Below are 23618 nucleotides of genomic sequence, written 5' to 3'. Positions count from 1 at the left end.
ATAGGAATGGCGGCAAATATCCAGAGAATGGACGCTGTGCCGGAGGGCCAGCCAACATGGTCAATCCCAATGATGACTGCCGACCGCAGCTCTGGCCCACGCCGCGGAGCAAGAGTAGCGTCACTGTGAGGACGTCGAAGAACGCCGAGGACTCAGCAGGAGCGTCAAAGGAGCCGGAAATGGCTGGATGGAATGCCGACACCGCTGCCGGTCCCTTGGGTGCCGGGACGGTCACCTTGGTGGAGGGCACGTCCTTCTGCATCTCATTGCCCAGCGGTGACATCAGCCCGGATCATCCGCATGGCTTGTTCTTTCAGGACACGCGCATCCTGTCCGCGTGGACCCTGACCGTGAACGGGCAGTCAGTGGAACCCCTGACAGCCCAAACGAGGGAACCATACAGGGCAGTCTTTGCAGGCCGTATCACCATGTCCGACGGCTATGCGGATACCCCGCTCATTGTTGAACGCACCCGGGAGTTGGGTTTGGGAATGGTGGAGGACGTCACCGTCCGCAACTACTCTGTGAAGCCTGCGGAATGCATTATCGCGATTACCCTAGCCTCCGACTTCGCCGATGTCTTCGAAGTGAAGGAAGCGCGCGTGCAGACTCAGTGGGAAGAAAGCCGCGAGGTCGATGCCAACACACTGACCATTCGCGCCCGATGGCAGGAAGTCCGGAAGTCCGTCGTCGTAAGTTCCGATGTCGCTGAGGCGAGTCGTGAAGGGTTCACCTACCGGACCACCATCCCCGCGCGCGGCTCCTGGGCCACCCAAGTGGTGGTGATGCCTGGCCTTGAAGGAGCGGAACCGTTAGCGCCCCTGGTGCGTCCCGCGGTCGGCGAACTCTCCCGAAGCGACCAACGCCGACTGGAATGGGTGGCCAAAATTCCCGTCCTTCACATGGGTAACCGCTCCATCGAGAGGACCCTGCGACGCAGTTATGACGATCTCGGCGCCCTCCGCATTGAGGATCCTGCCCACCCGGAGAGAGTGGTTGTGGCCGCAGGTGCACCGTGGTTTATGACGCTGTTTGGACGGGACTCCTTGTGGGCATCGGAAATGGCCATGCCGGTGGATCCGTCGTTGGCCTTGGGAACATTGCAAACCTTGGCAGAGCGCCAGGGCACGGTGATTGACCCGGTAAGCGAGGAAGAACCGGGCAAGATTTTGCATGAGGTCCGACTCGACGTTTCCAGCAGCTTGGCCTTGGGCGGCAAGTCCATCTACTACGGCAGTGTCGATGCCACTCCCCTGTTCGTGGTGGTTCTGGGTTCGGTGAGCCGATGGGGCTTCGCCAAGGACACCATCGCCGCCCTGCTCCCCCATGCAGACCGGGCCCTCGACTGGATCCGCGACTACGGCGACAGGGACGGCGATGGCTTCGTCGAGTATGAGCGCCTCAACGATCGCGGGCTGATCAACCAGGGTTGGAAAGACTCATGGGACGGGATCAACTTTGCGGACGGACGCCTCGCCGAGCCTCCTATCGCGCTGTGCGAGGTCCAGGCATATGTTTATGACGCGTACATGGCCCGGGCCTGGATGGCTTACGACGCCGGTGACGCACCCTTGGCGCGAGAGCTCGCCGATCGCGCGGCCCAGTTGAAGGCACGTTTCAACGAGCAGTTCTGGATGCCGGACCGCGGCTACTACGCGATTGCATTGGATGGCAAAAAGCGCCAGGTGGACGCGTGCGCCTCCAACATGGGGCACTGCCTATGGGTCGGCTTGGTAGACGATGACAAGGCGCCACTCATAGCTGAACGGCTGATGTCACCCGAGATGTTCAGTGGTTGGGGTGTGCGCACCCTGGCAACCGACATGGGTGCCTACAACCCGGCCAGCTACCACAACGGATCCATTTGGCCGCATGACAACGCCGTCATCGCGGCCGGCCTGATGCGCTACGGATTCGTGGAGGAGGCTCAAAGAATCGCCACAGCCCTGTTCGATGCGGCCGCCTTCTCCGAGGGACGCCTCCCCGAGCTGTTCTGCGGGTTCAACCGCGAGCAGTACAGCGAGCCAGTGCCCTACCCCACCGCCTGCTCACCCCAAGCCTGGGCAGCCACCTCACCCATCCAGCTGATCACTAGCTTGATGAGGTACGACGCCCACGTATCTCACGGCGGATTTTGGATGGACCCGCAATTACCGGCCTCCTACGGCGACTTGCACATCACCAACGCACCCATGGCAGGGGGCAGGGTAACCATCGACATTGCCGATTCGGTCCCCCGAGTGCGGGGACTGCCGGACGGGATGGTATTCCATCAAGGACACCGGCCGTGGTTGACCGAACTCGTGGAACAGGCGGGGCTGCGCAAGAAGGGCTAGGCAAACTTCCCTACTTCAGTGGCCCTTGAAGGCTTCGGCAAGCCACCACGCACCGCCATCAGAGGCGATCCGTGCATCAATGACCAGCGGAGCCCGGCGGGGGCTTGCCAACCACTCCTTCACTCGAGCCAGGTCCTCGGGCCGCCGAACCGTTACGGCCGCCGCTCCATAGCCGGACGCGATGGAGGCGATGTCGGTGCTTGGAAACCTCACAACCTCAAGATCTGAATCGTCCGCGTCAAAGTGATGGACCTCAGCCCCGTAGGCGGAATCGTTGTAGACGATTGCTACCAGCGGGATGCTTTCCCGTACCGCTGTCTCCAATTCTGAAATGGCCATCAGGAAGCCCCCGTCCCCGGTTCCCAGGATCGGGAGCCGCTCAGGCCTGGCGATTGCCGCCCCAATAGCGGTGGAAAGGCCCAGCCCGATCGACTGAAAAGCCTGCGTAAAACAGAAGCCATACTCATCCGGGACGGAAAGATAGGTGCTCGGGTAGCCCATGAAGTTGCCCGAGTCCACAGAGACGATGCGATCTGCCGGCAGCATCCGGTCCAGTTCACGGCTCAGTACTCGAGGGTCGATGGTCTCATCAGTTGATAGGTCCTCCGTTTCCACGGAGTTCCAACGGGCGTGCTCATCGATGCGCTGTGCCATTTCGAGCGTCCGAAGTCCGGTAGCGCTGTATCCAGCGGATTGCACTTCCTTGAGCACAGCCACAGCCGTCTCAGCGCAGTCACCCAAGATCCCAAGATCGATGGGACGGTTGGCACCAAGGGCTGAGTCCTCAAGGTCCACCTGAACCACCGTTGTTGAGTCACCAATCAGGGAGCCGTGCCGCATGGTCCACATGTTCAGCGCACAACCCCAACCCACGATCAGGTCGGCTTCCGCGATGGTCTTCGCGGTGAAAGGGGACGAGAATCCGCCGGAGATACCGAGGTTGTACGGGTTGCCATTGAACAACCCGTGAGCGACAGCGGAAGTCGCCAGAAGCGCACCCACAGTTTCGGCGAGCGCGGCTATTTCGGGCCCTGCTTCCCGGGCGCCACGCCCGGCAACGAAGACTGGCCGCTTTGCGTTTTTGATGAGTTCTGCCAACTGTGAGGCGGCTGCCTCGGATGGCCTGACATGCTGGGGAGGGTCGAGCGGTCCAGGCTGGTTCCCTTCTTCAACTGCCCATTGGCTCTGAATATCAGTGGGCAACGACAGGACCACGGTCCGCCGCTGGTTAACCGCCGTACGGTAGGCCCGAACGGTATCTGCCACCGCGGTTTCAGCACTGTGTACCCGTTCAGCCACAGCTCCGACGCTGACGGAGAGCGCATCCTGATCGATGTTGAAGTTGGATCGGGTGGCCGGCGCAGGGGTGTCTGCCGTAAGAACAATCATTGGTGTCCGGCTCTTGGCCGCCTCGCCTATGCCGGTCACGGCGTTGGTAAGCCCGCAGCCTTGGTGCGTTGTGGCTATACCTACCTTTCCGGACATTCGGCCATAGGCATCGGCCATGGTGGCGGCACCCCCCTCGTGCCTGGCTGCAGTGAACGGAACGCCGGCCCTTCGCAGGGCGTTTGTTACTACGAAGTTGCCGCTGCCCACTACGCCAAAGACATGGCCCACGCCAAGACTGGCGAGTGTGGTCCCAACGAGTTCAGCCACAGTGACAGCGCTCGGTTCTGTATCTGCCCATGTGGATGCCTCGTCGGCCTTGGGACTGCTGGTTGTAAGTGTCATGTGTGTTTCTCTTTCCGGTGGGTCAGGTGACGTCTGTGAGTGATAGTGCCGCTCAGGTGTCCACGAATGCGAGCACCCGGGCTGGACTGCCCGTTCCGCCAACGATCGGCAGGGGCGCCACGATGATGGCCGCGCCGATGGGGGGAAGCTTTGAAAGGTTTTGCAAGGAGGTGATTCCGTATTTGTCGTTGGCCAGCAGGAAGTGGTGCGCCGGGAACGGGGGCTCTTGGCCGGCTGCGGCTCCGGCGTCGATTCCCACAGTTTCCACGCCTATTCCGGACAACGGCGACTCTTCTGCGATCCACTGTGCGCATTCCACTGTCAAGCCGGGTGAATGGGGACCCTTTTCGTCGTTGTTCAGAAACCGCTGACGGTCATGGGCACGGGCTTCCCATCCCGTTCGAATGAGTAACCAACTGCCCTGCGGGATAGGACCGAAGGTGGCCTCCCATTGACGGATGTGGTGTAGATCCAAGAGGAAATCGGGGTTGGCGGCGGCCTCTTCGCTCACGTCCAGGACCAAGGCCGAACCCGTCAGGCGGCCCGGCTCGATCTGCGCCACGTCTTTGCCGCCGCGCCCCGTGATCCAGTGCACTGGAGCATCCAAGTGTGTGCCGATGTGTTCCCCGGTGTGGATGTTGTGATGTTTCCAGTACGGGCCAGGTTCGTTGTACGCGGAGACTTCCTCGAGGCTGAAGTCGATGAGGTTCGCGAACGGTTCGGGTAGTTCCAGTGTTGGCGTTGCGTGGGACAGTTTGGTGGTCAGGTCGATGACATCGATCCGTCGAGTTGCGAGGCCCTCCAGCAGATGGGCGACGCTGCCCTGACGCACGTCTGTAGTGCTGTTCATATCCATGAGTACGTTCCTTGGTAGGGGTTTTACCCTTCGACAGGGCCGGGCCCGTGAAGATTCAAACGGGACTTGTGGCAGCGACGTTAGCACCCCCGCGATCCCTCAGGAACAGCTTTTCAAGCGTTGAGTCCCGGGTTACCCAGATAGGCATAGCCCCTGGCAAAACAGGCATTCGACGTTGTCCCGGCATGGAGAGAAACTGAATTAGCAGCTGTAACGCCCATCACAGTTCGTCCGCTTCGGCACTGGAGCGTAAGCCCCGCCGAGGCGTCCCGGCCGCGACAACGAGGTCGCTCTGGCCGGACGAACGCCCCAGCTTTTACTCAAGGAGCACCAATGTCCCATCAGCAGCACACCTTGCCAGGACAACGTCCCGGAGTCCGTCGGTACGTTGTTGCATCGCTCGTAGGCAACGCCTTGGAATGGTATGACTTCTTTCTTTACGCCACAGCGTCGGCGGTAGTCTTCGGCCGGCTGTTCTTTCCCGCCGACGTCGACCCGCTCGTCGGCACCATGGCCGCCTTCGCCGGGTTCGCCGTCGGATTCGCCGCGAGGCCCTTGGGCGGCATCATCTTCGGACATATTGGCGACAGGCTGGGGCGGAAGCGGGCGTTGGTCATGACGCTCACCATCATGGGCATCAGCACAGCCCTCATGGGTCTACTACCCACTTATGCCCAGGTTGGGCTTTGGGCTCCAACGTTGCTCATACTGCTTCGAATCGCCCAAGGCATCGCAGCCGGCGGCGAGTGGGGAGGCGGTGTTCTGCTGATCAGCGAAAACTCTTCGGACTCGCGGCGCGGAATGCTGTCGGCTTTCAGCCAAGGTGGCATCTCCTTGGGTTTCGTTCTCTCCTCGCTGGCCTTCTTCCTGGTTCAGTTGATGCCTGATTCGCAGTTCATGGCGTGGGGCTGGCGTATACCGTTCCTGCTGAGCGTTGTGTTGCTCGCAGTGGGCGCCTACATTCGTTTTCGGTTGCCTGAAAGCAAGGAATTCACCGCAGTTAGCGAGACCAAGCAACACCGTCTCCCGGTTCTGGCCGCCATCAAAACCCACCCTCGGGAAATCCTGGTTGCCATGGGCCTTCGGGTCGCAGAGAACGGGGGCTCGTACATTTTCCTTTCGTTCTCCATCGCCTACGGGGTCCACGTGGGGGTGGACAAGGGGCTCCTTCTGATGGCTGTGGCAGTGTCCATGCTCGTTTCGTTTGGCACCTACATCTTCTTCGGCTACCTCTCGGACCGGATCGGACGGCGGCCCGTATACGCCCTCGGCGCCATCGGCATGGGTGCCATGGCCTTCCCCTTCTTTGCCATGATCGATTCAAATACGCCGGCTGTGGTCATCCTGGCCTTCCTCGTGGCGAATGGTCTCTGCCACGGTGCCATGATCGGAACGCAGCCTGCGTTCTTCCATGAACTGTTCTCCGCTGAAGTCCGATACTCCGCGATGGCGATCGCACACGAACTCGCAGCAGTTTTTGCCGGTGGCTTCGCACCCTTGATCGCCACGGCCTTGCTGCTGCAATTCGGCTCCTCCGTCCCGGTGTCGCTCTACGTGATCGGTCTGGTACTGGTCACCGTCATAGCGCTGGTCTTCTCCCGGCACGGCATCAAGACTGAAAAGCGGGAGTCAGCAGAGCGCACAGTGCAGAGGGTTCCGTAGCAACGGACATGCCTTCTCTTCCTGTTGACGTACTCACCGAAAGGATCACCGTGACGGTCTCCATTGTCGGGACAGGACAGTCCCCCTACACCCGGCATCCCTCAGCCGGAACAGAAACATCCAGTGTCATCGCCCGTGCCGTGAGCAACGCGCTCAACGATTCAGGTCTAAGGCTAAGCGACGTAGACGGGTTCGCAGTGTCCAGCTTCACCCTCGGCCCCGATCACGCCATCGACTTGGCGTGGCGGATGGGCCTGCGTCTCTCATGGCTGATGCAAGACACCAACGGCGGTGCCAGCGCCGGCGGCATGCTCCAACATGCAGTCCGGGCCATAGAAGCAGGTGACGCAAACGTGATAGTCCTCGCCGCAGGGGATGTGATGGATCAAGCAGCCTTCTCCCGCCTGGTAGCCAGCTACAACAAAGCCACCGAGGACCACCTGGCACCGCTGCCGATGAACGGCCCCAACGCCCTGTTTGCCATGTTGACCACCCGGCAGATGGAGAAGCTCGGACTCAGCCGGGAAGACTACGGACGTATTGCTGTGGCACAACGCGAGTGGGCCGCCGATAATCCCGGCGCCGTGTACCGGAAACCCCTGAGCCTTGACCAATACCTGGACTCCCCCATGGTCGCCACGCCCTTGGGCAGGTACGACTGCGTACCGCCGGTCACCGGCGCGGACGCCGTTGTGCTGATCGCAGATCCGGGCAACGGAACTCCCCGGGCAAAGGTGCTCTCCGTCCGGGCCTCCTACAACACAGACCAGCAATCAGGCGACGGACTGGTAACCGGGCTGCGGGAATGCGCGCCCTTGGGCTGGGAACAGTCAGGAATTGGGCCTGAAGACGTGGGCCTGGCCTGCGTCTACGACGACTACCCGGCCATGGTGGTGGCTCAACTCTCGGATCTGGGAGTCCTTTCCAATCACGATGATCCTGCGACCTTCATCAAAGCCCGGATCGCCACCCGCCTGCTGCCTGTAAACACCTCCGGTGGGCAGCTCTCCGCCGGCCAAGCGGGCGCCGCCGGTGGAATGCACGGGTTGGCCGAAGCGGCACTTCAGCTTATGGGCCGCGCCGGAACACGGCAGGTAGCTGCCCGTCATGCGGTGGTCAGCGGCTACGGCATGGTCCTCTACCGCTACGGAGCCTGCGCCACCATGTCGGTCTTGGAGGCTGCCCAATGAGCGCCGCGATCCAAAAGTGCCTGGGCTGCGGGAACCTCTTCTTCCCGGCACGGCTTTTCTGTCCCGAGTGCGGTCGGGAGAACTTCTCCACAGAGTTGGTGGAGCACGCTGACGTGGCCGAAACAACGCGTCTAGCGGACGGCACACTCTTGGCAACGCTGAGAATCCCGGGCGGGCCATCCGTCGTCGGGCGTGTAACCGGCGGCCCCGCATCCTCCGGTGACCGTTTGCCGCTTGCGAACAATCTGAACACTACCCGCGGTGTGTACGCCTACCTGCCGGACCCCTCACAGACAAGTGGGCAACAACCGTGAGCGAGGACAACCATGACCACGAAACAACTCTTGAATGGGGAACAACAATGAACCTCGGTTTTGCCAATCAAAGCCAACGTCCAATGACCATTCCACAGATGCTGCTTGAACGCGCCCGCACCTCTCCTTCGGCTCCACTGTTCCGCTGCGGCGAGGTCCGTAGGGACAGCACCATGGTGGTTCAGGCCGCTGCCAGCACAGGTGGACTGCTGCGCAAGGCCGGCATCGAGGCGGGCCAGAGCGTTGCCTTGATGTCATCCAACAGGACCGAATTGCTGGACTTTATTCTCGGTTGCGCCTGGATCGGCGCGATCGCCGTTCCCATCAACACGGCCAGCCGGGGAGAGCAACTACGGCACATCCTGACAAATGCCAACCCCGTCCTGCTGGTCACCGAGCAGGAGTTCCTGCCCCACATTGCCGCCCTCGGTCCGGCGCCCGTACGGGTGAAGGTCTGGGTCCTTGATGGGACGAACGTACAAAGTCACCCCGAGCTGGGGGTGGAGCCCATGCCGGAGCCCTCGGCCGCCATTGAGCCTCTGGAATCCGGACCAGCAGATACCGCGGCCATCCTGTACACCTCCGGCACCACAGGAGTGTCCAAAGGAGTTCTCTGCCCGCAAGGACAGTTCTATTGGTGGGCTGCGAACATGTCCGACCAACTGGGGCTACGGCCTGACGATGTCCTGTACACCTGCTTGCCCCTGTTCCATACCAACGCCCTTAATGCCTTCATGCAAGCGGTCATCTGTGGCGGCGAGTACGTGCTCGGACCGCGGTTCTCTGCAACGCGATTCTGGGCTGATGCATCCTTGGCCGGGGCAACGGTCACCTATCTTCTGGGTGCCATGGTGGGAATACTCGACAGTCGCGACCCCAGCCCTGGGGATCGTGATCACCAGATCCGATTGGCACTCTCTCCGGCCACACCCACACGCCTGGTTGAGCCCTTCAGGGAGAGGTTCGGGGTACTCCTGCTGGACGGTTATGGGTCCACCGAAACCAACTCCGTTATTGGGTCCACCCCACAGCAGTGGCGACCAGGGTACATGGGTAAGGTCCGGCCGGGCTTCTCCATCCGCGTGGTGGACTCAGACGGCGTGCCTGTTCCCGATGGCCAGCCCGGGGAGTTGCTGATCCGCAGCGATCAGCCGCACGCCATGGCCACCGGATATCACCACATGCCCGAGGCAACTGCCAAAGCCTGGCAGGACCTGTGGTTCCACAGCGGTGACCGTGTGGTAATCGACGACGACGGCTGGGTGCGGTTTGTTGACCGGATTAAGGATGTGATCCGCCGCCGCGGCGAGAACATCTCCTCTGTCGAGGTAGAGCAGGTACTCCGCCAACACCCTGCCATCCAGGAAGCCGCTGTATACGCGGTCGACTCCGAGCTCGGTGAGGATGAAGTCATGGCCGCCCTGATTCTCCGGGAGCCCGTAGATTTCGGCGAAGTCTGCAGGTTCTGCCTTCCGCGCCTGGCGTCCTTCGCCATCCCGCGCTTCTTCCGCACTGTGCACGAACTGCCTCAGACGGAGAACGGCAAGGTACGCAAACAGGTTCTTAAAGCCGCCGGCCGGGAGGCCGCCGAGTGGGATCGGGAAATCGCGCAGCCGAGGCGTGCCGCGGCGGTTGGTGCCCGCTGACCGTCATCCAGTCCCTGGAGCTCCGGCCGTGGAGGTAGCTGCCCGTAGGATGAGCGTATGGACCTGCGGGCGCTGCTGACAACCCACCTGAAGCTGCGCCACCTTGTCATAGTGCTCGCTGTCGCAGAACACGGAAGCCTGGTTCGGGCCGCAGAGGAACTGTATCTGACTCAACCGGCGCTCAGCCGTGCGCTTCGGGAAGCCGAACACGCCGTAGGGGCCTCCCTGTTCGACCGGACAGTGCGAGGCATGGTTCCCACTCCTGCCGGGGCAGCCTGCCTCGAACACGCCAAGGCGATCGTAGGACACCTTGGAACCCTGCGGCGTCGGGTAGATGAGCTTAATGACCCCGATGCCGGCCTGGTGCAGGTGGGGGCCCATGTCACCGGCGCGAATCTGCTCTTGCCGCGTGCCGTGGCCAGGCTCATGGCTGAGAAGCCCCGGGTTGAAGTTCGGCTGCGCGAGGCACCACCGGAAACCCTGATCCAGGAGCTGGGCAGCGGGGATTTGGACCTGCTGGTGGGCAGGGTGACCGACCATCCAAGCACAGCACGGCTGCGGCTTGTCCCGCTTTATAGGGAGGAGTTCCGGATCGTTGCTGCACCGTCGCATCCTGCGCATGCGCTGCCGCAGGTGACATTGGCCGATTTGGCCGCTCACCGGTGGGTAGTGCCCTTGGCTAATACGCCCCTAAGGGACGAACTCGAACTGAACTTCCGGAATGCCGGGCTGGCACCGCCGGCGCAGCAGGTCGAATCAGGCGCACCCGCAACCCTGCGCACGCTTGTTGTTGAGGGCGGCTTCCTTGCCCTCATGCCCGAGTCCATGGCCACTGTGGAAGCGAAAGTAGAGATTCTGGACCTGCACTTGGAGGGGCTCGCCCAACAGGTTGGTTTGCTGCTTCCCCCGGACCGTCCGCTGACTCCGAGCGCGGCACTGCTCGCGGAGAAGCTACGGGAAGTTGGGGACGAAATCGGACGCGATCTTGCCCTTGGTCGAGATACGGATGCCTGAGGGAAGCAACTGCGAACCGTTCTTGATAATCTTTGAAGGCTTCAGCGCCCCCAGATAGGATCATGACCCAGCCCCGCCGCACGGCAGAAAAAGATCAGCCTGTCGGCTCCCCGGACCTTCGGTTCGATCATCAGAAAAGGACGTCCCGGCAGGGTTGAACCAGCGCCGCAACTTCTGCTGGCGAGCCAGTTGATTTTCAACATAGGTTTTTATGCCCTTCCTTGCAGTGGCCATGCGAAGTGACTTCGGCATGGGCGCATTGGCCATCGGGATTGTCCTGGGCGCCCGCCGGTCCATGATCACTGGATGCATCGTGCGTATTGCCGGCTTCCTGCTCTTGGTTTGGGCCGCTGACTTCCCGCTCTTTCTCATCGGGGCCATCGTCACCGGGATCGGTGGGGCGTTGTTCTCCCCTGCACTACAAAGCCTCGTTGGCGCCGCCGCCGAACGCGGTCCTTCCAAGGAATCCGCACCATCCGCCGGCGGCGGCACCGATGACGCGTCGGTGAAGAACGGCAAGGGGCAAAGCAGCCGGTCAACCCTCTTCGCATTGCTTGTGATCTGCGGTAGGTAGGCGTCGTCGTCGGACCGCTGCTCGGATCGTTTCTCCTCAACACAGGGTTTGATACGGCACTACTGACCGGGGCCGGCGTGTTCGCCCTCATGACCGTGATCTTTTGGCTGTTCCTGCCGAAAAACAGCCCCAACCCCAAGGCTTCTGCCGAACTGCACAGCCCCGCGCCGCCGTCGAACCTCTGATCCTGCCTTAAGGACAGGAGGTTCCTCCGGTTCGCGGCCTTCTACAGCGTCAACCTCTTGGCGATCCACCAGCTCTACTTCGGGCTTCCCGTGGAACTTGAGCGGAGCGGAGCGGAGCCGGAGTCGGCTCACTGGCGCTTGTCTTTACTTACGCATCCGTCTTGACCAACACGCTGCAATGGCCGATAGCAGGCCTGATGCGGAGAGCCGTGCCCGGGATAGCCCTTCCCTTGGGGCTTCGCTCTCCAGTCCCTTGGCTTCGCCTCATTAGGAGTCCTGGCCACATTGCCCCCGGCGGGCTGGCTACCGATTCTTCCAGCGCTTGTTCTTGTCACAGGTACTGCACTGGGGAACATGTGCGTGCAGCCAGTAACCATGGGGCTGGTTATGGAGTTTGCATCCGGCCGCCCCACCGGCGCGTACTACGGATTGCTGGCCAGCGCCGGAGGGCTCGCCGTGGTCTTGGGCAATGCAGCACTAGCGCCCCTCTACGAACTCGCCTACACACCTTCGGCCACAGCCTTCGTTCCCTGGATCTTCTTGTCCGAACTCGGGGCAATTACCGCAACGTTCATCCGCCGCTTCATCCCCCATCCGTCCAGTCAGGCAGCGCTTCGGGACGAAATTCGGGCTACCTAAGTCAGCGCACCGCCTTAGAGGTAGTCATTGCCCCGCTCACGCGCAATCTCCAGAAGGGTTGAGTGGAAGGCTACCTCTGCGGGTGCATACACTTTGTCCTGGCGCTGGGCCAAGAGAACCCGGCGCTTTGGGGCGTCAGCACCGAGGCTGAGGATCCTGACATCCGGATGCTGCAGAGCCACTGCTGTCTTGGGGACCATCGCCACGCCCATGCCAACACTGACCATGGCTTGAGCCTCCTGATAGTCATTGGCAAGGAAACCGATGGTCGGCTCAAAGCCGGCGTCGTGAGCGGATCGCTGAAGTACCTCCACTACAGGGTGGGCCTCCGCACGGACTATCCATGACTCCTTGCGGAGTTCTTTCATGGTCACTTCATCACGGTCCGCCAGGGGGTGTCCCTTGGCCACGAGGATCACCGTGCTCTCTTGGAACACCTCCGTGATCCGAATGGCCTCGTCGTTGAACCGGTTCCACGGATAATCCCAGAGTAAGCACAGTCCAGTGACCCCGGACTCCAGATCTGAGACGAGCTCATCGAAGCGCGCGCTGCGCACGGAGAGGCCGATCGCCGGGTATCGCTTTTTGAACGCGCGGATCACCAATGGCAAGAAGGAACCGGCCAGCGTAGGGAACGTACCGACCGTCAACGATCCACGCCTCAAACCCGCGATCTGGCCCAGGTCGGACCTGGCTGCCCTCATCTGTCCGACGATTTTCCGAGCATGCCCCGCCAGCACTTGACCCGCCTCAGTGGGAACCACCCCTCGGGATCTGCGGTTGAGGAGGGGCTGGCCCACTTCCTGTTCCAGCTTCCGCAGCTGCTGCGAGACGGCTGAGGGCGAATACATCATGATGTCAGCCGCCGCCGTGATCGATCCATGCTCAACCACCTCCACCAGCAGGGCAAGCCGGCGGATATCGAACAAATCCGAGTATTCATCGTTAAGCAATGCTTCACCCTTGTTCTTCATTAGTTCATTCTATGCAAGGTCCCGGTGTGTCAAGGGCCAGTTCCGTGATGATTAAAGATGAGTCGTTCACATAAGAGGCACAGGAAGCTCTTCACAGCAATGAATGAAGTAAAGCTACATTCCCCCACGGATATCCAACATTGTCTTCATGTGTGATCCGCATCATTCTCGTTATAGGCCACAAAGTTTACAAAGCGCCACGGGAAGCAGGGAACACCATGAAGATCGAAGCCGAATGGATGCGTGGAGGCACCAGCAAATGCTGGGTCTTCGAAACAGGCCCCACCGATATGGCCGGCACAGACTGGGACGTGCTTCTGCCCAGGCTCTTCGGCAGCCCGGACTCCCGGCAGATCGATGGGGTGGGCGGGGCTACGTCGACTACCAGCAAGGCAATGATCCTCAGCCGACCGGCAGGCGATGATGTCGATGTCGAGTTCACCTTCGCCCAGGTCGGCATCGAGGAGGCCACCGTTGACTGGGGCAGCAACTGCGGGAACTGCTCCGCCGTCGTCGGCCTCTACGCCATCGAGAAAGGCTGGGTTGTACCCAGTAGTGATTCCACGCGCATCGTCACCCGTAACACCAACACGGGCCAGATCATCATCCAGCGGGTCTCCACACCTGCCGGCGCGCTGCCGATCACCCCGGACGCGGACATGCCCGGCGTTGTGTTTCCCGGCTACAGAGTCGGTCTTGGCTTCCAAGATCCGGCCGGCAAGACCACCGGACATCTGCTCCCCACGGGTGAGGCGTCAGACACGATCATGGCCGGCGGAACCCGCTGGACCGTATCGATGGTGGACGCCGGCGCCCCGGTAGTCATCGTCCGGGCCGAGGAACTTGGACTGGACACTGCCCACTACGAGACGTGGAAGGCCAGCGTGGAATTGCACCTGGACACCCTGGACGTAATCCGTCGTCAGGCAGCGGTCCGAATGGGAATGGCAGCAACTCCAACCGAAGCTGCACGCGCCGTTCCCAAGCTCGCAATCGTCGGCCCACCCACCGGGCCGGAGTGCGACGTCAACGTAATGATGCTGTCGATGGGCAAGCCGCATCCGGCGTTGGCCATCACCGGCAGCATCGCACTCACGCTCGCCGCCCGCACCCCGGGCACGGTTATGAACGACATCACCGGCGACGCACCCCAGGCAGTCCTGAAACTGCGGACACCGGCCGGCGTCATCGAGACCTGGAGCGAGGAGCACGACGGGTCCCTTCTGGTCGGCGTCGACCGGACCGCCCGCACCATCGCCACCAGCATCATTCATCTCCCGGAGACTCTCGGCAACGCCGTCGAAGCCTCACTAGCAACAGCCACTCGATGAGGAGAAACCACCATGGCTAAGACTATTTACCAACCAGCTCCCGAGGCAGAGAGCAACATCCGGGAAGAACGTTCCCAGCGTCCCAACAACCGCCGCCGTATCCTGCTGATAACGGTTGCCGCTTCCGTCATCCTGGGTCTGGTTGCCATCCTGTTCGGGGGTGCCATCCTTAACCCGGCGGCCACCCGGGAATCGGAGCCGACCATGACCGCCACCCAGATCATCCCTCTGGTCATCCTCGTTGTGATGTTCGTCGTCGCCACCAAGTGGCCGTTGAACATCGGCGTGATGGGACTCGTCGCCTCCTTCGGCGTCGGCTACTTCATGCTCGGCATGACCGACAAGGAAATCCTGGCCGACTTCCCCGCAAACATCGTCATCACCATCATCGGCGTCACGTACTTCTTCAGCATGGCCCAACGCAACGGCACCGTCGACATCATCGTCCAAACCTGCGTCCGGCTCGTCCGCGGCAAAACCCTGCTTCTGCCCTGGGTATTCTTCCTCCTCGCCGCGTCCCTGACTGCACTGGGCACCTTCTCCCCCGCCGCCGTCGCACTGCTGGCACCCGCCGCCATCGGTCTCGCCTACGAGTCACGCATCCATCCCGTCCTCATGGGCGCCTTCATCATCAACGGAGCCCACGCCGGCGGATTCTCCCCACTCTCCGTGGCAGGTGTGCTGGTTCATGACATCGCTGTGAAGAACGGCTTCCCCATCTCCCAAGGCGCGCTCTTCGGAGCCAGCTTCGCCCTGAACCTCATCCTGTCCGTCCTGACCGTGGTGCTGTTCGCCCTCCTTGGAAAACTCCGCGACGGTGCCACGGGCCAACACGCCGACCTCGACACCACACGCACCACGCGCCCGCACGGCCAGCAGATCCTCACCCTGGCACTGATCGTCGCCATGCTCGTCTGCGCCCTGGGCTTCCACATGCCCATCGGCTTCGTTGCCCTCTCCGCCGGGCTCCTCCTGGCCCTGGTCAACATCAAGGAACACCGGACCTTCATCGGCGGCGTCTCCTGGTCCACGGTCCTGCTCGTCGCCGGCATGATCACCTACGTCTCCCTGCTCCAGCACGTCGGCGTCATCGATACCCTTGCGGAGCAAGCCCTCGCCCTCGGCGCTCCGCTGCTCATCGCCCTGGTACTCTGCTACGTGATCGGCGTCGGTTCAGCCTTCGCTTCGTCCACTGCGCTGCTCACCGCCTTCATCCCCCTGGCCGGGCCCCTGCTGGCGACCAGCTCACTCAGCGCCTCAGGTACGGTGGCCGCTCTCGCCATCGCCGCAACCGTCGTGGACGTATCGCCCTTCTCCACCGACGGTGCCCTGGTAGTAGCGAACGCCCGCGAAGACGACAGGCAGCGCGTCTACAAGCAACTGATGATGTACGCAGGCGGAGTAGTCCTCGTCGCACCCGCCCTTGCCTGGGCGCTGCTGGTACCCACCGGCATCATGTAACCCCGAAACCAACAAACTGCCGACGCACGCCGTCGGCCGGCACGGACCGCACCTGCACTCCATTCGCAACAGGAAGCCCGACCGACGGGCGCAGGAACGGACCCAGCCAACCAAGGGCAGGACCACCATCAGTGGTCCTGCCCTTGGTTGATAAATCAGAAGTAGTAGGTCAGTGCGTTCCGAGGGTGATGGCGATTTCGTTGGGCACGACGTCCAGCTTGGACGATGCTGTGATCTTCCCCGTGGTCAGATCCACCGAATGTACGGTGTTTGCTGCCGGTTCGGTGACGTACGCGATGTTCCCGTTGACCACGATGGCGGGGTGGGCGTCCTGCCAATCAGCCGGGCCTTCCCAGGCTTTGATCACGGCGAACTCGTTGACGATCTTCCCGTCCTTTGGATCCAGCACGTGGATTGAGCCGTTCGTGGAGAGGATGTAGGCCAAGTCTCCGGGTCCCCGGGCGACATCCCGGAAGGTGTACTGGACGGCTTCCGGGAGCTTGACCACATTGAAGGTGTGCTGATCCGTGTCGATCAGCGCCACAGAGTTGAGGAGGTAGCCTTCAGCGTCAGGGTCAGTTTTGTAGTCGCCCACCACAATCGGACTGGTCTCGGAGACGAAGGCGTTGCCCATCCGGCCGTACTTATCCGGTGCCGTGAACTTCTCGAACTTTCCGTGGTGGTACAGCAGGGCGCCGTCCTCGCAGCCAAAGATCACTGCCTCATCAGCTGCAGTTCCTTCGCCATGGATCCCGGGGCATTCTTTGCTCTCGGCCACTTTGTCCCAGTGGTCGCCGTGGGATTCGAGCGCAATGGCACCACTGCGTGATGACTTGTCACCAAGGGTGGTAAGGAGCTTCCCGTCCTCCAACACAATGGACACTCCATGGTGTGCGGAGTCGGCCTTGTACGTCTGTGCCTCAGGCAAAGCACCCTCTGCCTTGGCGAGGGCGTCGGTCTTCAGGATGGTGGTGGTTCCCGTACCGTCGTCGAACAGGACCGTCTTGCCGGCGTGCCGGACTACGTGCCCGGCAGCCGTTGCGTCCACCACCAGCTCAGTGAGCTTAGGTTCCACCGTGTCCAGAAGCTGAAAGCCTGCCTTAGTGGTGACAATAACGTGGCGGCCGTCGCCGGCAGCGTTCAGCCTGGTGAACTCTTCGGAGTCGAATTCCTTGACCACCTCCAGTGTTTTGCTATCCAGGACGCTGATGCCTCCCGGGTAGGAGATAGCAACGCGTCCGTGAGCCTCTGCGGAGTCCGTGGAGGACGCGCTGGGCGGCCCGGCTGTACCTTCTAGAGTGGTGCTGCCTGATGTGGTGCTGGCGCAGGCGGAGGCCAGGAGCGTCATCCCGGCAATCAGTGCGATGCCTCCCAGGCGGGTGCTTCGTTGGCGGAGCATGTAGTGGTTCCTCATTCTGTTGTGTTGTTTTGAGTGCGGGTTGTTACGAGTGCTGTGTGAAGTAATCAGGCCTTGAGCCCGGAGGCAATGCGATCTGTATTGGCACGCATCATGTCCAGGTAGCTGGCTGCGCCGCCGTCGGGTCCTGTCAGCGATTCGGTGAAGAGCTCCGCGACCTGAACGTTGACGCCGGCCTCACTGGCGAGGACTTGCACCAGCCGGTCGGGCTGGGATGAATCCGCGAAAATGGTAGGGACACCGGCGCTGCGGATGGCCTCGCTGAGTTGGCGCAGGTCAGCGGCGCTCGGTGCCGCCAAGGTTGTCCCCCCGGGGACCACCGCGCCAACAACCTGGAAATCGAATCGTTTGGCAAGGTAGCCAAAAACATGGTGGTTGGTGACCAAGGCCCTTCGCTCCTTGGGGATGGCAGCGAAGGCGCTCGTCATTTCCGTGTTCAGCTGATTGAGCTGGTTCCGATAAGCCGCTGCGCTGGCAGCAAGCCGGGTGGGATCGATCCCCTTAATATCGCGCGCCGCATTTTCGACGGCGTCAACGACGTCGATCATGGCTGCCGGATCCGTCCAGAAGTGGGGGTCGGGCGCGCCTTGGGCGTCGCCGGAACTGTAAGGCACGACGTCCACCACCTCACCTGCCGCCACCATTGGCGCACCGGCTTTCGCGGCCCTGTCCAGATGTTGTTGCAATCCTTCCTCCAGGCCGAGGCCGTTGGAGACCACCAGGTCTGCGCTGCCCATGAGGGCCGCCTGCTGGGCCGATATTTCGAAGGAGTGCGGATCAGCGTTGGGCTGCATCAGAGTTGTTACCTCGGCCTGGTCACCCAGTACTTCCTTGGTAACGTCACCCAAAATGTTGGTGGTAACCACTACCTGCGGCTTCTCCGGCGTCCCGGGTTGCGAGCAACCCGGGAGGGCCAGTGCGGCCGCCGCGGCGAGGGCAAGTACGACCGCGCGCCTCATCGGCCGGTCTCCGCAAAATGAACAGGCTTTGTAGGCAGGTCCAGCGTCCGCGCAATCCTCGCGTCGTCGGCATAGTCAATTTCGTAGATCAGGCCCTCGGCGGGGGCATTCACGTAGGCCCGCTGGGCATCGACTGCGAGCTGAATTTTTCCGGCCAGAGCTGGATCCGCAAGGGAAGCGGCCATCAGCGGCTCCGTGGTGGCAATGCGTTCCTTTGTTGACGTGTCATATACCTGCACCGTGCCGTCGGCGCCGATGATCACCGCGTGGTGCTCGGCGTCGTCCGCTGTTGCGGCAGCTACGACGGGGGTGGACGTCGGCAGCCAGTCCCACGTTTGCTGGCGGGTGTCCAGGAGCCATACTCCGGAATCGGTGCCCAGGCCGGCAACCGTAGGCCTGCCCTTTCGTGCATTGAATTCGGTGGCCGGGGCAGCAGCACCCTGCGGGTAGCGAACGTGTTCGAAGACTGGTGTTGTGTTGTCCATGGTTGCGATCACGGCACCGTCGGAGCAGCCAATCACCAATCCCACCCTGGTGGTGATGGTTCCTTCCGCCGCAGGGCAATCAGTGCTGGCCACTTCCTTGCCGTTGGCGTCGAGGGCGCGCAGCCGGGCAGCGTTCCCTGCGCTGTCCGGGTCGGTGACCACTGCCCCTTCGCCCAAGGGGGCGATCAAGCCTGCGTGTGGCTCGGTCTTGATGCGAAGGGTCTCGGAAATAGTCCCGTCGGAGAGCGCCGTGTTATCCACTAGGACTGCTTCCCCGGAGGTTGGGAAGAACAGCCCGGTTGTGCCCGCCGTAGAGAGCATCCCCGTGGCGATGGCGGCAGTACCTTCACCGTCTACCTTGCCGAGCTTCCCGGCTTCACCCCGGTAGTAGTGGAAGTGGTCCACGTGATCCCACGTCCACACACCACTGTCCAGAATGTCCACGCCGGTGCTGCTGGCAGCAAAGATGTACCGCCCGTCGGTGCTGACCGAAGCCGGAGACCCAACGCTTCCCAGCCGGGACGGCGTTCCATTGAGGAGATCCAGCATGGAGGCCTCGCCTTCGGAGTCGATAGCCACAAGGTGAAGCTGCGGTTCAGCAACCTCAGCCACGCCGTTGATCGTCCCGTGCCCATCACCACTCGAGGAAAGTTCGCCCGCGCCAGGTTGTGGCGCCTGCGTGGTGGACGGACTGCCACACCCCGAAAGAAAGAGAAGGGCCAGGGCGGCGAGGGCTGCGGGTTTCGTTCGGAGATTCACCGGGTTTGCGCGGAGGTTCATAGCTACTTTCCAATGAGGGATACAGAGACAGGGGCAGGTTGCGGTTCGGGCATTTTGGCTGCCCGCCTGCTGCGCCAGGCGTTTAGGCGCCGCCCCGCACCTGATGCACCCACGCTGGACGCCACCACGCTGGACGCTACCAAGCTGGATAAGGCGGCCAGGGTAATGGCGGCCATGGCGATGGAGGCGCCCGCCGCTGTGCCGGCGTACCAGGAACACAGCAGGCCCAGTACCACCGCCACTATGCCGAAGGCGGCTGCTACCGCCATTCGGGCCGGAATGCTGCGTGTCCAAGGGCCGGCAGCAACAGCCGGCGCGAGCAAGAGTCCCACCACCAGCAACGAACCGACGGCTTGATAGGAAGAGACAACAGCGAGGGTCACCAGTCCCACCATTGCCAGCTGGGCGAGCCGTGGTCGGAGGCCCAAGGTCTGGGCGATGCGTGTATCGAAAGCTGTGGCCACGAAGCTGCGGTGGAGGATCACCGCAATGAAGACTGTGGCAAAGGCCGCCAGGAGCAGCCCAAGCAGGTCTCCGGCGTCCATGGCGAGGATGTCACCGAACAGCATGGCGGTTGCGTCCGTGGCAAAAGAGCGTGAGTGGGACACGATGATGACTCCGAGCGACAGCATGGAGACGAAGAGCAGACCGATGCTGGTGTCGTACGACAGCCGGCCGCGACGTTGAAGCAAGCTGATCGTCGCGCTCATGACGACGGCGCTCACCGCCCCGCCCGCTATGGCTGGTGCGCCGACGACTGTCGCCAGTGCTACGCCCGGCAGCATCCCGTGGCCGATGGCCTCGCCAAGGAAGGCCATGCCCCGTATAACCACCCAGGTCCCAACGACACCACAGATGATCGCAACGAGGCCTCCTCCGATGAGGGCCCGAAGGAAGAAGTCTGCGGTAAAGGGTTCAATTAGCCAGTGCACCCAGTCACTGTAAAGCATATTGAGATTCATTATCAAAAGCGCTTAGAATTGGGTGTGATCACTTCCGGCCCCGCCCTCAGCGCACGCAACCTTCACTTCAGCTTCGGCGACGTTACCGCCCTGCACGGCGTTGACCTGGACCTCGAACGGGGCAAAGTCACGGCTATCGCCGGCCCCAACGGAGCAGGAAAATCGACCCTCATCGAGATCCTTGCGGGGGTTCGGACACCTGCCCACGGCACAGTGGACCGCGACGACGACGTGGCCCTGGTAGTCCAGCGGGTCACCACCCCGACCTCTCTCCCCCTCACCGTCCGTGACGTAGTGACGATGGGCACGTGGGGAGACAGGTCCGGCCGGGGTTCCACACCAAGAGCAGCGGAGCGAAAAGCCCGGGTAGCGGAGGCTTTGGCCCGCGTTCAGCTCACAAAATATGCGTCATCACCGTTCAATGCCCTGTCCGGAGGCCAACGGCAGCGCGTGCTGCTTGCCCAAGGCATGGCGCGCCGTGCCCGCATTTTCCTGCTGGATGAACCCGCGGCTGGCTTGGATCTGGAGAGCCGGCAGCGAACACGCGCCATGCTCGCAGCAGAAGCAGTACGCGGTGCAGCAGTGGCCTGCGTCAGCCACGACGAAGAATCGATCGACGCCGCGGACTGCGTAGTGAGACTGGTCGGCGGCCGACGGGTGAGCTAATCAATCATCCGACCCGCTGACTTTCGAGAACGGCGTTCAATTCCTCAAGGGTGGGAGGGTTCGCTCCCGGGCGCTGAACAGTGATTGCCGCAGCCGCGGCCGCGGCATGCCCGAGCTGGTCCAGAACGGCTGGGGCGAACCCTTCCGTTCCGCGGTTGAGCAATCCCAGAATCAGCGCTGACATGAACGAGTCTCCGGCACCGATGGTGTCTGTAACGCGGGTTTTCGCGGCAGGGATGCTGACGCTGAAGCCCGGGGTGGCGAAGTGTGCGCCTTCCGCGCCCTTGGTAATGACCGCCAGACTGGTACCCAGCCCCAGAATGTAAGCGGCCGCTTCGTCCATGCTCCGACCTGGATACAGCCACTGAGCGTCCTCATCGCTGAGTTTGACGACGTCGGTGAAAGTCACCAGCTCCTCAAAGATCGCCTTCGCTTCCACGTGGCTTCCGAGAAGTGCGGGCCGAATATTCGGGTCGTACGTGATCACGCAATGCCTGTGCGCTTGTTCCAGCAGGGATTTCACCACGCTGGCGCCCGGATGAAGGAAAGTGGCAATAGAACCCGTATGCAGTATCTTCGGGAAGAATGCAGGGGTTTGATGGGCCAGATCCCAGGAGATGTCGAAGTCGTAGTGGGCTGATCCATCGGGCGCAACGGTTGCTGTTGCCGATGCCGTGCGGGTGAGGGATCTGGATCCCGGCAGAAGTATCACACCTGCACTTCGGAGGTGCTCTTCGATGCGCCTCCCCCGGTCGTCCGGGGCTATGGCCGTGAGGAGGCCCGTGCCTACGCCGAGACGCGCGAGTCCGTAAGCGACGTTCGCCGGTGAACCTCCAGGGTGCTCCACCTTCCGGTTGCCGGCGGTAACAACGTCCATAAGCGCCTCACCCACCACCATGACATCCAGTGCCGGATGAGTTTGGGGTGAGGCTGTTCTGAGGTAATCCATGAGCTGTCTCTCGTGTTGGGGTGCGGGCTATAGCGTGATCTTGAGTTCACGGATGGTCAGGTCCCGGAAGGTAGCGGCTCCTTCATGGGCGTAGAGGCGGATACCGGTGTCGCCTTCCAGGGGGAAAACCCGGTGCGAGTGCACCACGCGCCCATCTCCTACGAACATCTCGACGCTTGTGCGATCCACGAGGATGCGTATAGCGAGGCGCCCGGCGGCGGGGTCAACAGGGGTTTGGGTTTCGCCGGCAGTGGGGTTGATCGTGGGGCGGCGGTTGACATAGGTGAACGGGCCACGCAGGAAGACGCCCGCAGCTACATGCCTGCCGCCACCCGGGGCGCGGCATAACTCAAAACCGACATTGGCGGGCGGAGCGGCCGGATTCCACACCAGCTCGCAGGACAGGTCGTAGGCCAGCGACCGGACGGTCAGATCCTTGGTCCCAGAAACCGCCACATCACCCAGGCGATGCCCGCGCTTCACGTGATTATCCAAAGCAGAGGTGGGGGCCGAAGCGAGGTAGTAAGCACCGTTTCCGCTCATGAGCCGGACATCGCGGACGATCATGTCATCGCCGTTGTAAGCCTCTGTTGCGAGGGTGGGAGTGTTGTGGGGGTAGTCCCAAAAGTTCGCCCAGCCGATGGCCCGGCGCAGTGTGGGGTCCTCGGCACCCGATGCATCGTGATGCGGGTAGGTCACAGCACCGTAGAAGTCGAAGCCATAGTCGAGCCATTCCGGCTCGGGACGGTGAGGCGTGAAGGAACTGCCGTCAAAAACGCCTGTCCAATAGGCGTACGTCGCGGGCAGTCCGCGGCCCTTGCCGTTCGCGCTGGTACCAAGGATCCAGTGTGAGGTGCCGTCGTCGGCGGTCATTCGAAAAATATCGGGGCACTCGAGCAGCCCTAAGTCGTTGCGAAGAAATTCGCCAACGCGCGTCCAGGACCGCAGGTCGGGAGAACTGTAGAAACCGAGCTTCTGCCCCTCGGCATTGGCCATGAACCACCGCCCACGGTCCACGTCCCAGATCACCTTGGGGTCGCGGAAATCGTGCACACCCGGGTTGGGTAGCACAGGAGCCGCGCCTCCCGGCTTGAAAGAGCGTCCCCGGTCCGTTGAGTACCAAAGGTACTGGGCTTGGCGACCTTCCGGCGCTTGGGTAACTAGGGCTATGACCGCACCCGCTCCGTACCCTGCGGTATTTTGCTCATCCACCACCAGACATCCGGACCAGCAGTCACCGTTAGTGTTGGTGAACTTCGGTATCGCCACTCCGCGATCCCGGAAGGCGACATGATCCGTGGTGGTGGCGCGACGCCAGGACGTGCCGCCACCGCCACCGATGTAGTCAGCGTTGTACAAGTAGTAGTAGTGGTACTCCCCATCCAGGTAGATGGGTCGCTGGGGATCGTTCTTCCAGTTGTCGGGCACGCTGAAGTGATAAACCGGGCGCATCCTGGATGTTCCTTTCGATGGTGAGCCTGGTGTCG

The 23618-nt window shown here is 62.1% G+C and carries 20 protein-coding genes; 11 read left to right on the top strand and 9 right to left on the bottom strand.

The features are described from left to right. The first annotated feature begins 179 nt into the window (after nt 1–179). On the top strand, nt 180–2336 hold the full coding sequence (locus ARUE_RS10555) for an amylo-alpha-1,6-glucosidase (protein WP_043470205.1): 2157 nt from the start codon (nt 180–182) through the stop codon (nt 2334–2336). Nucleotides 2337–2351: 15 nt separating this feature from the next. Here ARUE_RS10555 and ARUE_RS10550 read toward each other — a convergent pair whose 3' ends face one another. Together ARUE_RS10550 and ARUE_RS10545 are read right to left on the bottom strand one after the other, a co-directional pair. Further along, nucleotides 2352–4067, bottom strand: coding sequence for a thiamine pyrophosphate-binding protein (locus ARUE_RS10550; RefSeq protein ID WP_014921769.1), 1716 nt, complete (start codon nt 4065–4067; stop codon nt 2352–2354). 52 nt (nt 4068–4119) lie between these two features. Next, nucleotides 4120–4923 carry a cyclase family protein gene (locus ARUE_RS10545; protein ID WP_014921768.1) on the bottom strand — a complete coding sequence of 268 codons (804 nt, stop codon included), beginning with the start codon at nt 4921–4923 and terminating at the stop codon, nt 4120–4122. Between the two features lie 333 nt (nt 4924–5256). Between ARUE_RS10545 and ARUE_RS10540 the strand changes: the two genes are divergently transcribed. From ARUE_RS10540 to ARUE_RS24120, 7 genes are all read left to right on the top strand, one after another. After that, nucleotides 5257–6585 (top strand): MFS transporter, encoded by a 1329-nt coding sequence (locus ARUE_RS10540; protein WP_014921767.1) that lies wholly within the window; start codon nt 5257–5259, stop codon nt 6583–6585. Nucleotides 6586–6593: 8 nt separating this feature from the next. Next, the gene (locus ARUE_RS10535) at nt 6594–7775 is read left to right on the top strand and encodes a thiolase family protein (protein WP_014921766.1); all 1182 of its coding nucleotides are present in this window, start codon (nt 6594–6596) and stop codon (nt 7773–7775) included. Continuing rightward, on the top strand, nt 7772–8089 hold the full coding sequence (locus tag ARUE_RS10530) for a zinc ribbon domain-containing protein (RefSeq protein WP_043470203.1): 318 nt from the start codon (nt 7772–7774) through the stop codon (nt 8087–8089). The genes ARUE_RS10535 and ARUE_RS10530 overlap by 4 nt, the downstream gene beginning before the upstream one ends. Nucleotides 8090–8172: 83 nt before the next feature. Then, nucleotides 8173–9735 carry an ATP-dependent acyl-CoA ligase gene (locus tag ARUE_RS10525; RefSeq protein WP_014921765.1) on the top strand — a complete coding sequence of 521 codons (1563 nt, stop codon included), beginning with the start codon at nt 8173–8175 and terminating at the stop codon, nt 9733–9735. 57 nt (nt 9736–9792) lie between these two features. Beyond that, a complete protein-coding gene (locus ARUE_RS10520) occupies nt 9793–10749 on the top strand; it encodes a LysR substrate-binding domain-containing protein (RefSeq protein WP_014921764.1) in 957 nt (318 codons plus the stop codon). Between the two features lie 211 nt (nt 10750–10960). After that, nucleotides 10961–11323 carry an MFS transporter gene (locus ARUE_RS24690; protein ID WP_051024973.1) on the top strand — a complete coding sequence of 121 codons (363 nt, stop codon included), beginning with the start codon at nt 10961–10963 and terminating at the stop codon, nt 11321–11323. Nucleotides 11324–11895: 572 nt separating this feature from the next. After that, complete coding sequence (locus ARUE_RS24120) at nt 11896–12147, top strand: hypothetical protein (protein WP_051024971.1); 252 nt, start codon at nt 11896–11898, stop codon at nt 12145–12147. Between the two features lie 14 nt (nt 12148–12161). Here the strand turns inward: ARUE_RS24120 and ARUE_RS10510 are convergent, their stop codons facing one another. Continuing rightward, the gene (locus tag ARUE_RS10510) at nt 12162–13121 is read right to left on the bottom strand and encodes a LysR family transcriptional regulator (protein WP_014921763.1); all 960 of its coding nucleotides are present in this window, start codon (nt 13119–13121) and stop codon (nt 12162–12164) included. Nucleotides 13122–13339: 218 nt separating this feature from the next. Here ARUE_RS10510 and ARUE_RS10505 point away from each other — a divergent pair, with 218 nt between their 5' ends. Further along, nucleotides 13340–14452 carry a PrpF domain-containing protein gene (locus ARUE_RS10505; protein ID WP_014921762.1) on the top strand — a complete coding sequence of 371 codons (1113 nt, stop codon included), beginning with the start codon at nt 13340–13342 and terminating at the stop codon, nt 14450–14452. 12 nt (nt 14453–14464) lie between these two features. Next, a complete protein-coding gene (locus tag ARUE_RS10500) occupies nt 14465–15913 on the top strand; it encodes an SLC13 family permease (protein WP_014921761.1) in 1449 nt (482 codons plus the stop codon). Nucleotides 15914–16082: 169 nt separating this feature from the next. Here ARUE_RS10500 and aztD read toward each other — a convergent pair whose 3' ends face one another. From aztD to aztB, 4 genes are read right to left on the bottom strand one after another with little or no spacing between them, the layout of a single operon-like run. Further along, nucleotides 16083–17327, bottom strand: coding sequence for a zinc metallochaperone AztD (aztD, locus tag ARUE_RS10495; RefSeq protein ID WP_014921760.1), 1245 nt, complete (start codon nt 17325–17327; stop codon nt 16083–16085). Between the two features lie 50 nt (nt 17328–17377). Further along, on the bottom strand, nt 17378–18289 hold the full coding sequence (gene aztC / locus ARUE_RS10490) for a zinc ABC transporter substrate-binding protein AztC (protein WP_014921759.1): 912 nt from the start codon (nt 18287–18289) through the stop codon (nt 17378–17380). Beyond that, complete coding sequence (locus ARUE_RS10485) at nt 18286–19554, bottom strand: hypothetical protein (protein ID WP_014921758.1); 1269 nt, start codon at nt 19552–19554, stop codon at nt 18286–18288. The genes aztC and ARUE_RS10485 overlap by 4 nt, the downstream gene beginning before the upstream one ends. Nucleotides 19555–19556: 2 nt before the next feature. Beyond that, nucleotides 19557–20516: a zinc ABC transporter permease AztB gene (aztB, locus tag ARUE_RS10480; protein ID WP_014921757.1), complete on the bottom strand. Its 960-nt coding sequence runs from the start codon at nt 20514–20516 to the stop codon at nt 19557–19559. Nucleotides 20517–20540: 24 nt separating this feature from the next. Between aztB and ARUE_RS10475 the strand changes: the two genes are divergently transcribed. Beyond that, nucleotides 20541–21182 (top strand): metal ABC transporter ATP-binding protein, encoded by a 642-nt coding sequence (locus ARUE_RS10475; protein ID WP_286140369.1) that lies wholly within the window; start codon nt 20541–20543, stop codon nt 21180–21182. Between the two features lie 4 nt (nt 21183–21186). Here ARUE_RS10475 and ARUE_RS10470 read toward each other — a convergent pair whose 3' ends face one another. Both ARUE_RS10470 and ARUE_RS10465 read right to left on the bottom strand, forming a co-directional pair. Further along, a complete protein-coding gene (locus tag ARUE_RS10470; RefSeq protein WP_014921755.1) occupies nt 21187–22131 on the bottom strand; it encodes a carbohydrate kinase family protein in 945 nt (314 codons plus the stop codon). A 27-nt stretch (nt 22132–22158) separates the two neighbouring features. Beyond that, on the bottom strand, nt 22159–23583 hold the full coding sequence (locus ARUE_RS10465; protein WP_043470196.1) for a glycoside hydrolase family 32 protein: 1425 nt from the start codon (nt 23581–23583) through the stop codon (nt 22159–22161). Nucleotides 23584–23618 lie beyond the last annotated feature (35 nt).

Source organism: Arthrobacter sp. Rue61a, from assembly GCF_000294695.2.
GTDB lineage: Bacteria > Actinomycetota > Actinomycetes > Actinomycetales > Micrococcaceae > Arthrobacter > Arthrobacter aurescens_A.
The sequence above is the reverse complement of the archived record's forward strand: the minus strand, read 5'-3'. Positions and strand labels throughout refer to the sequence as shown.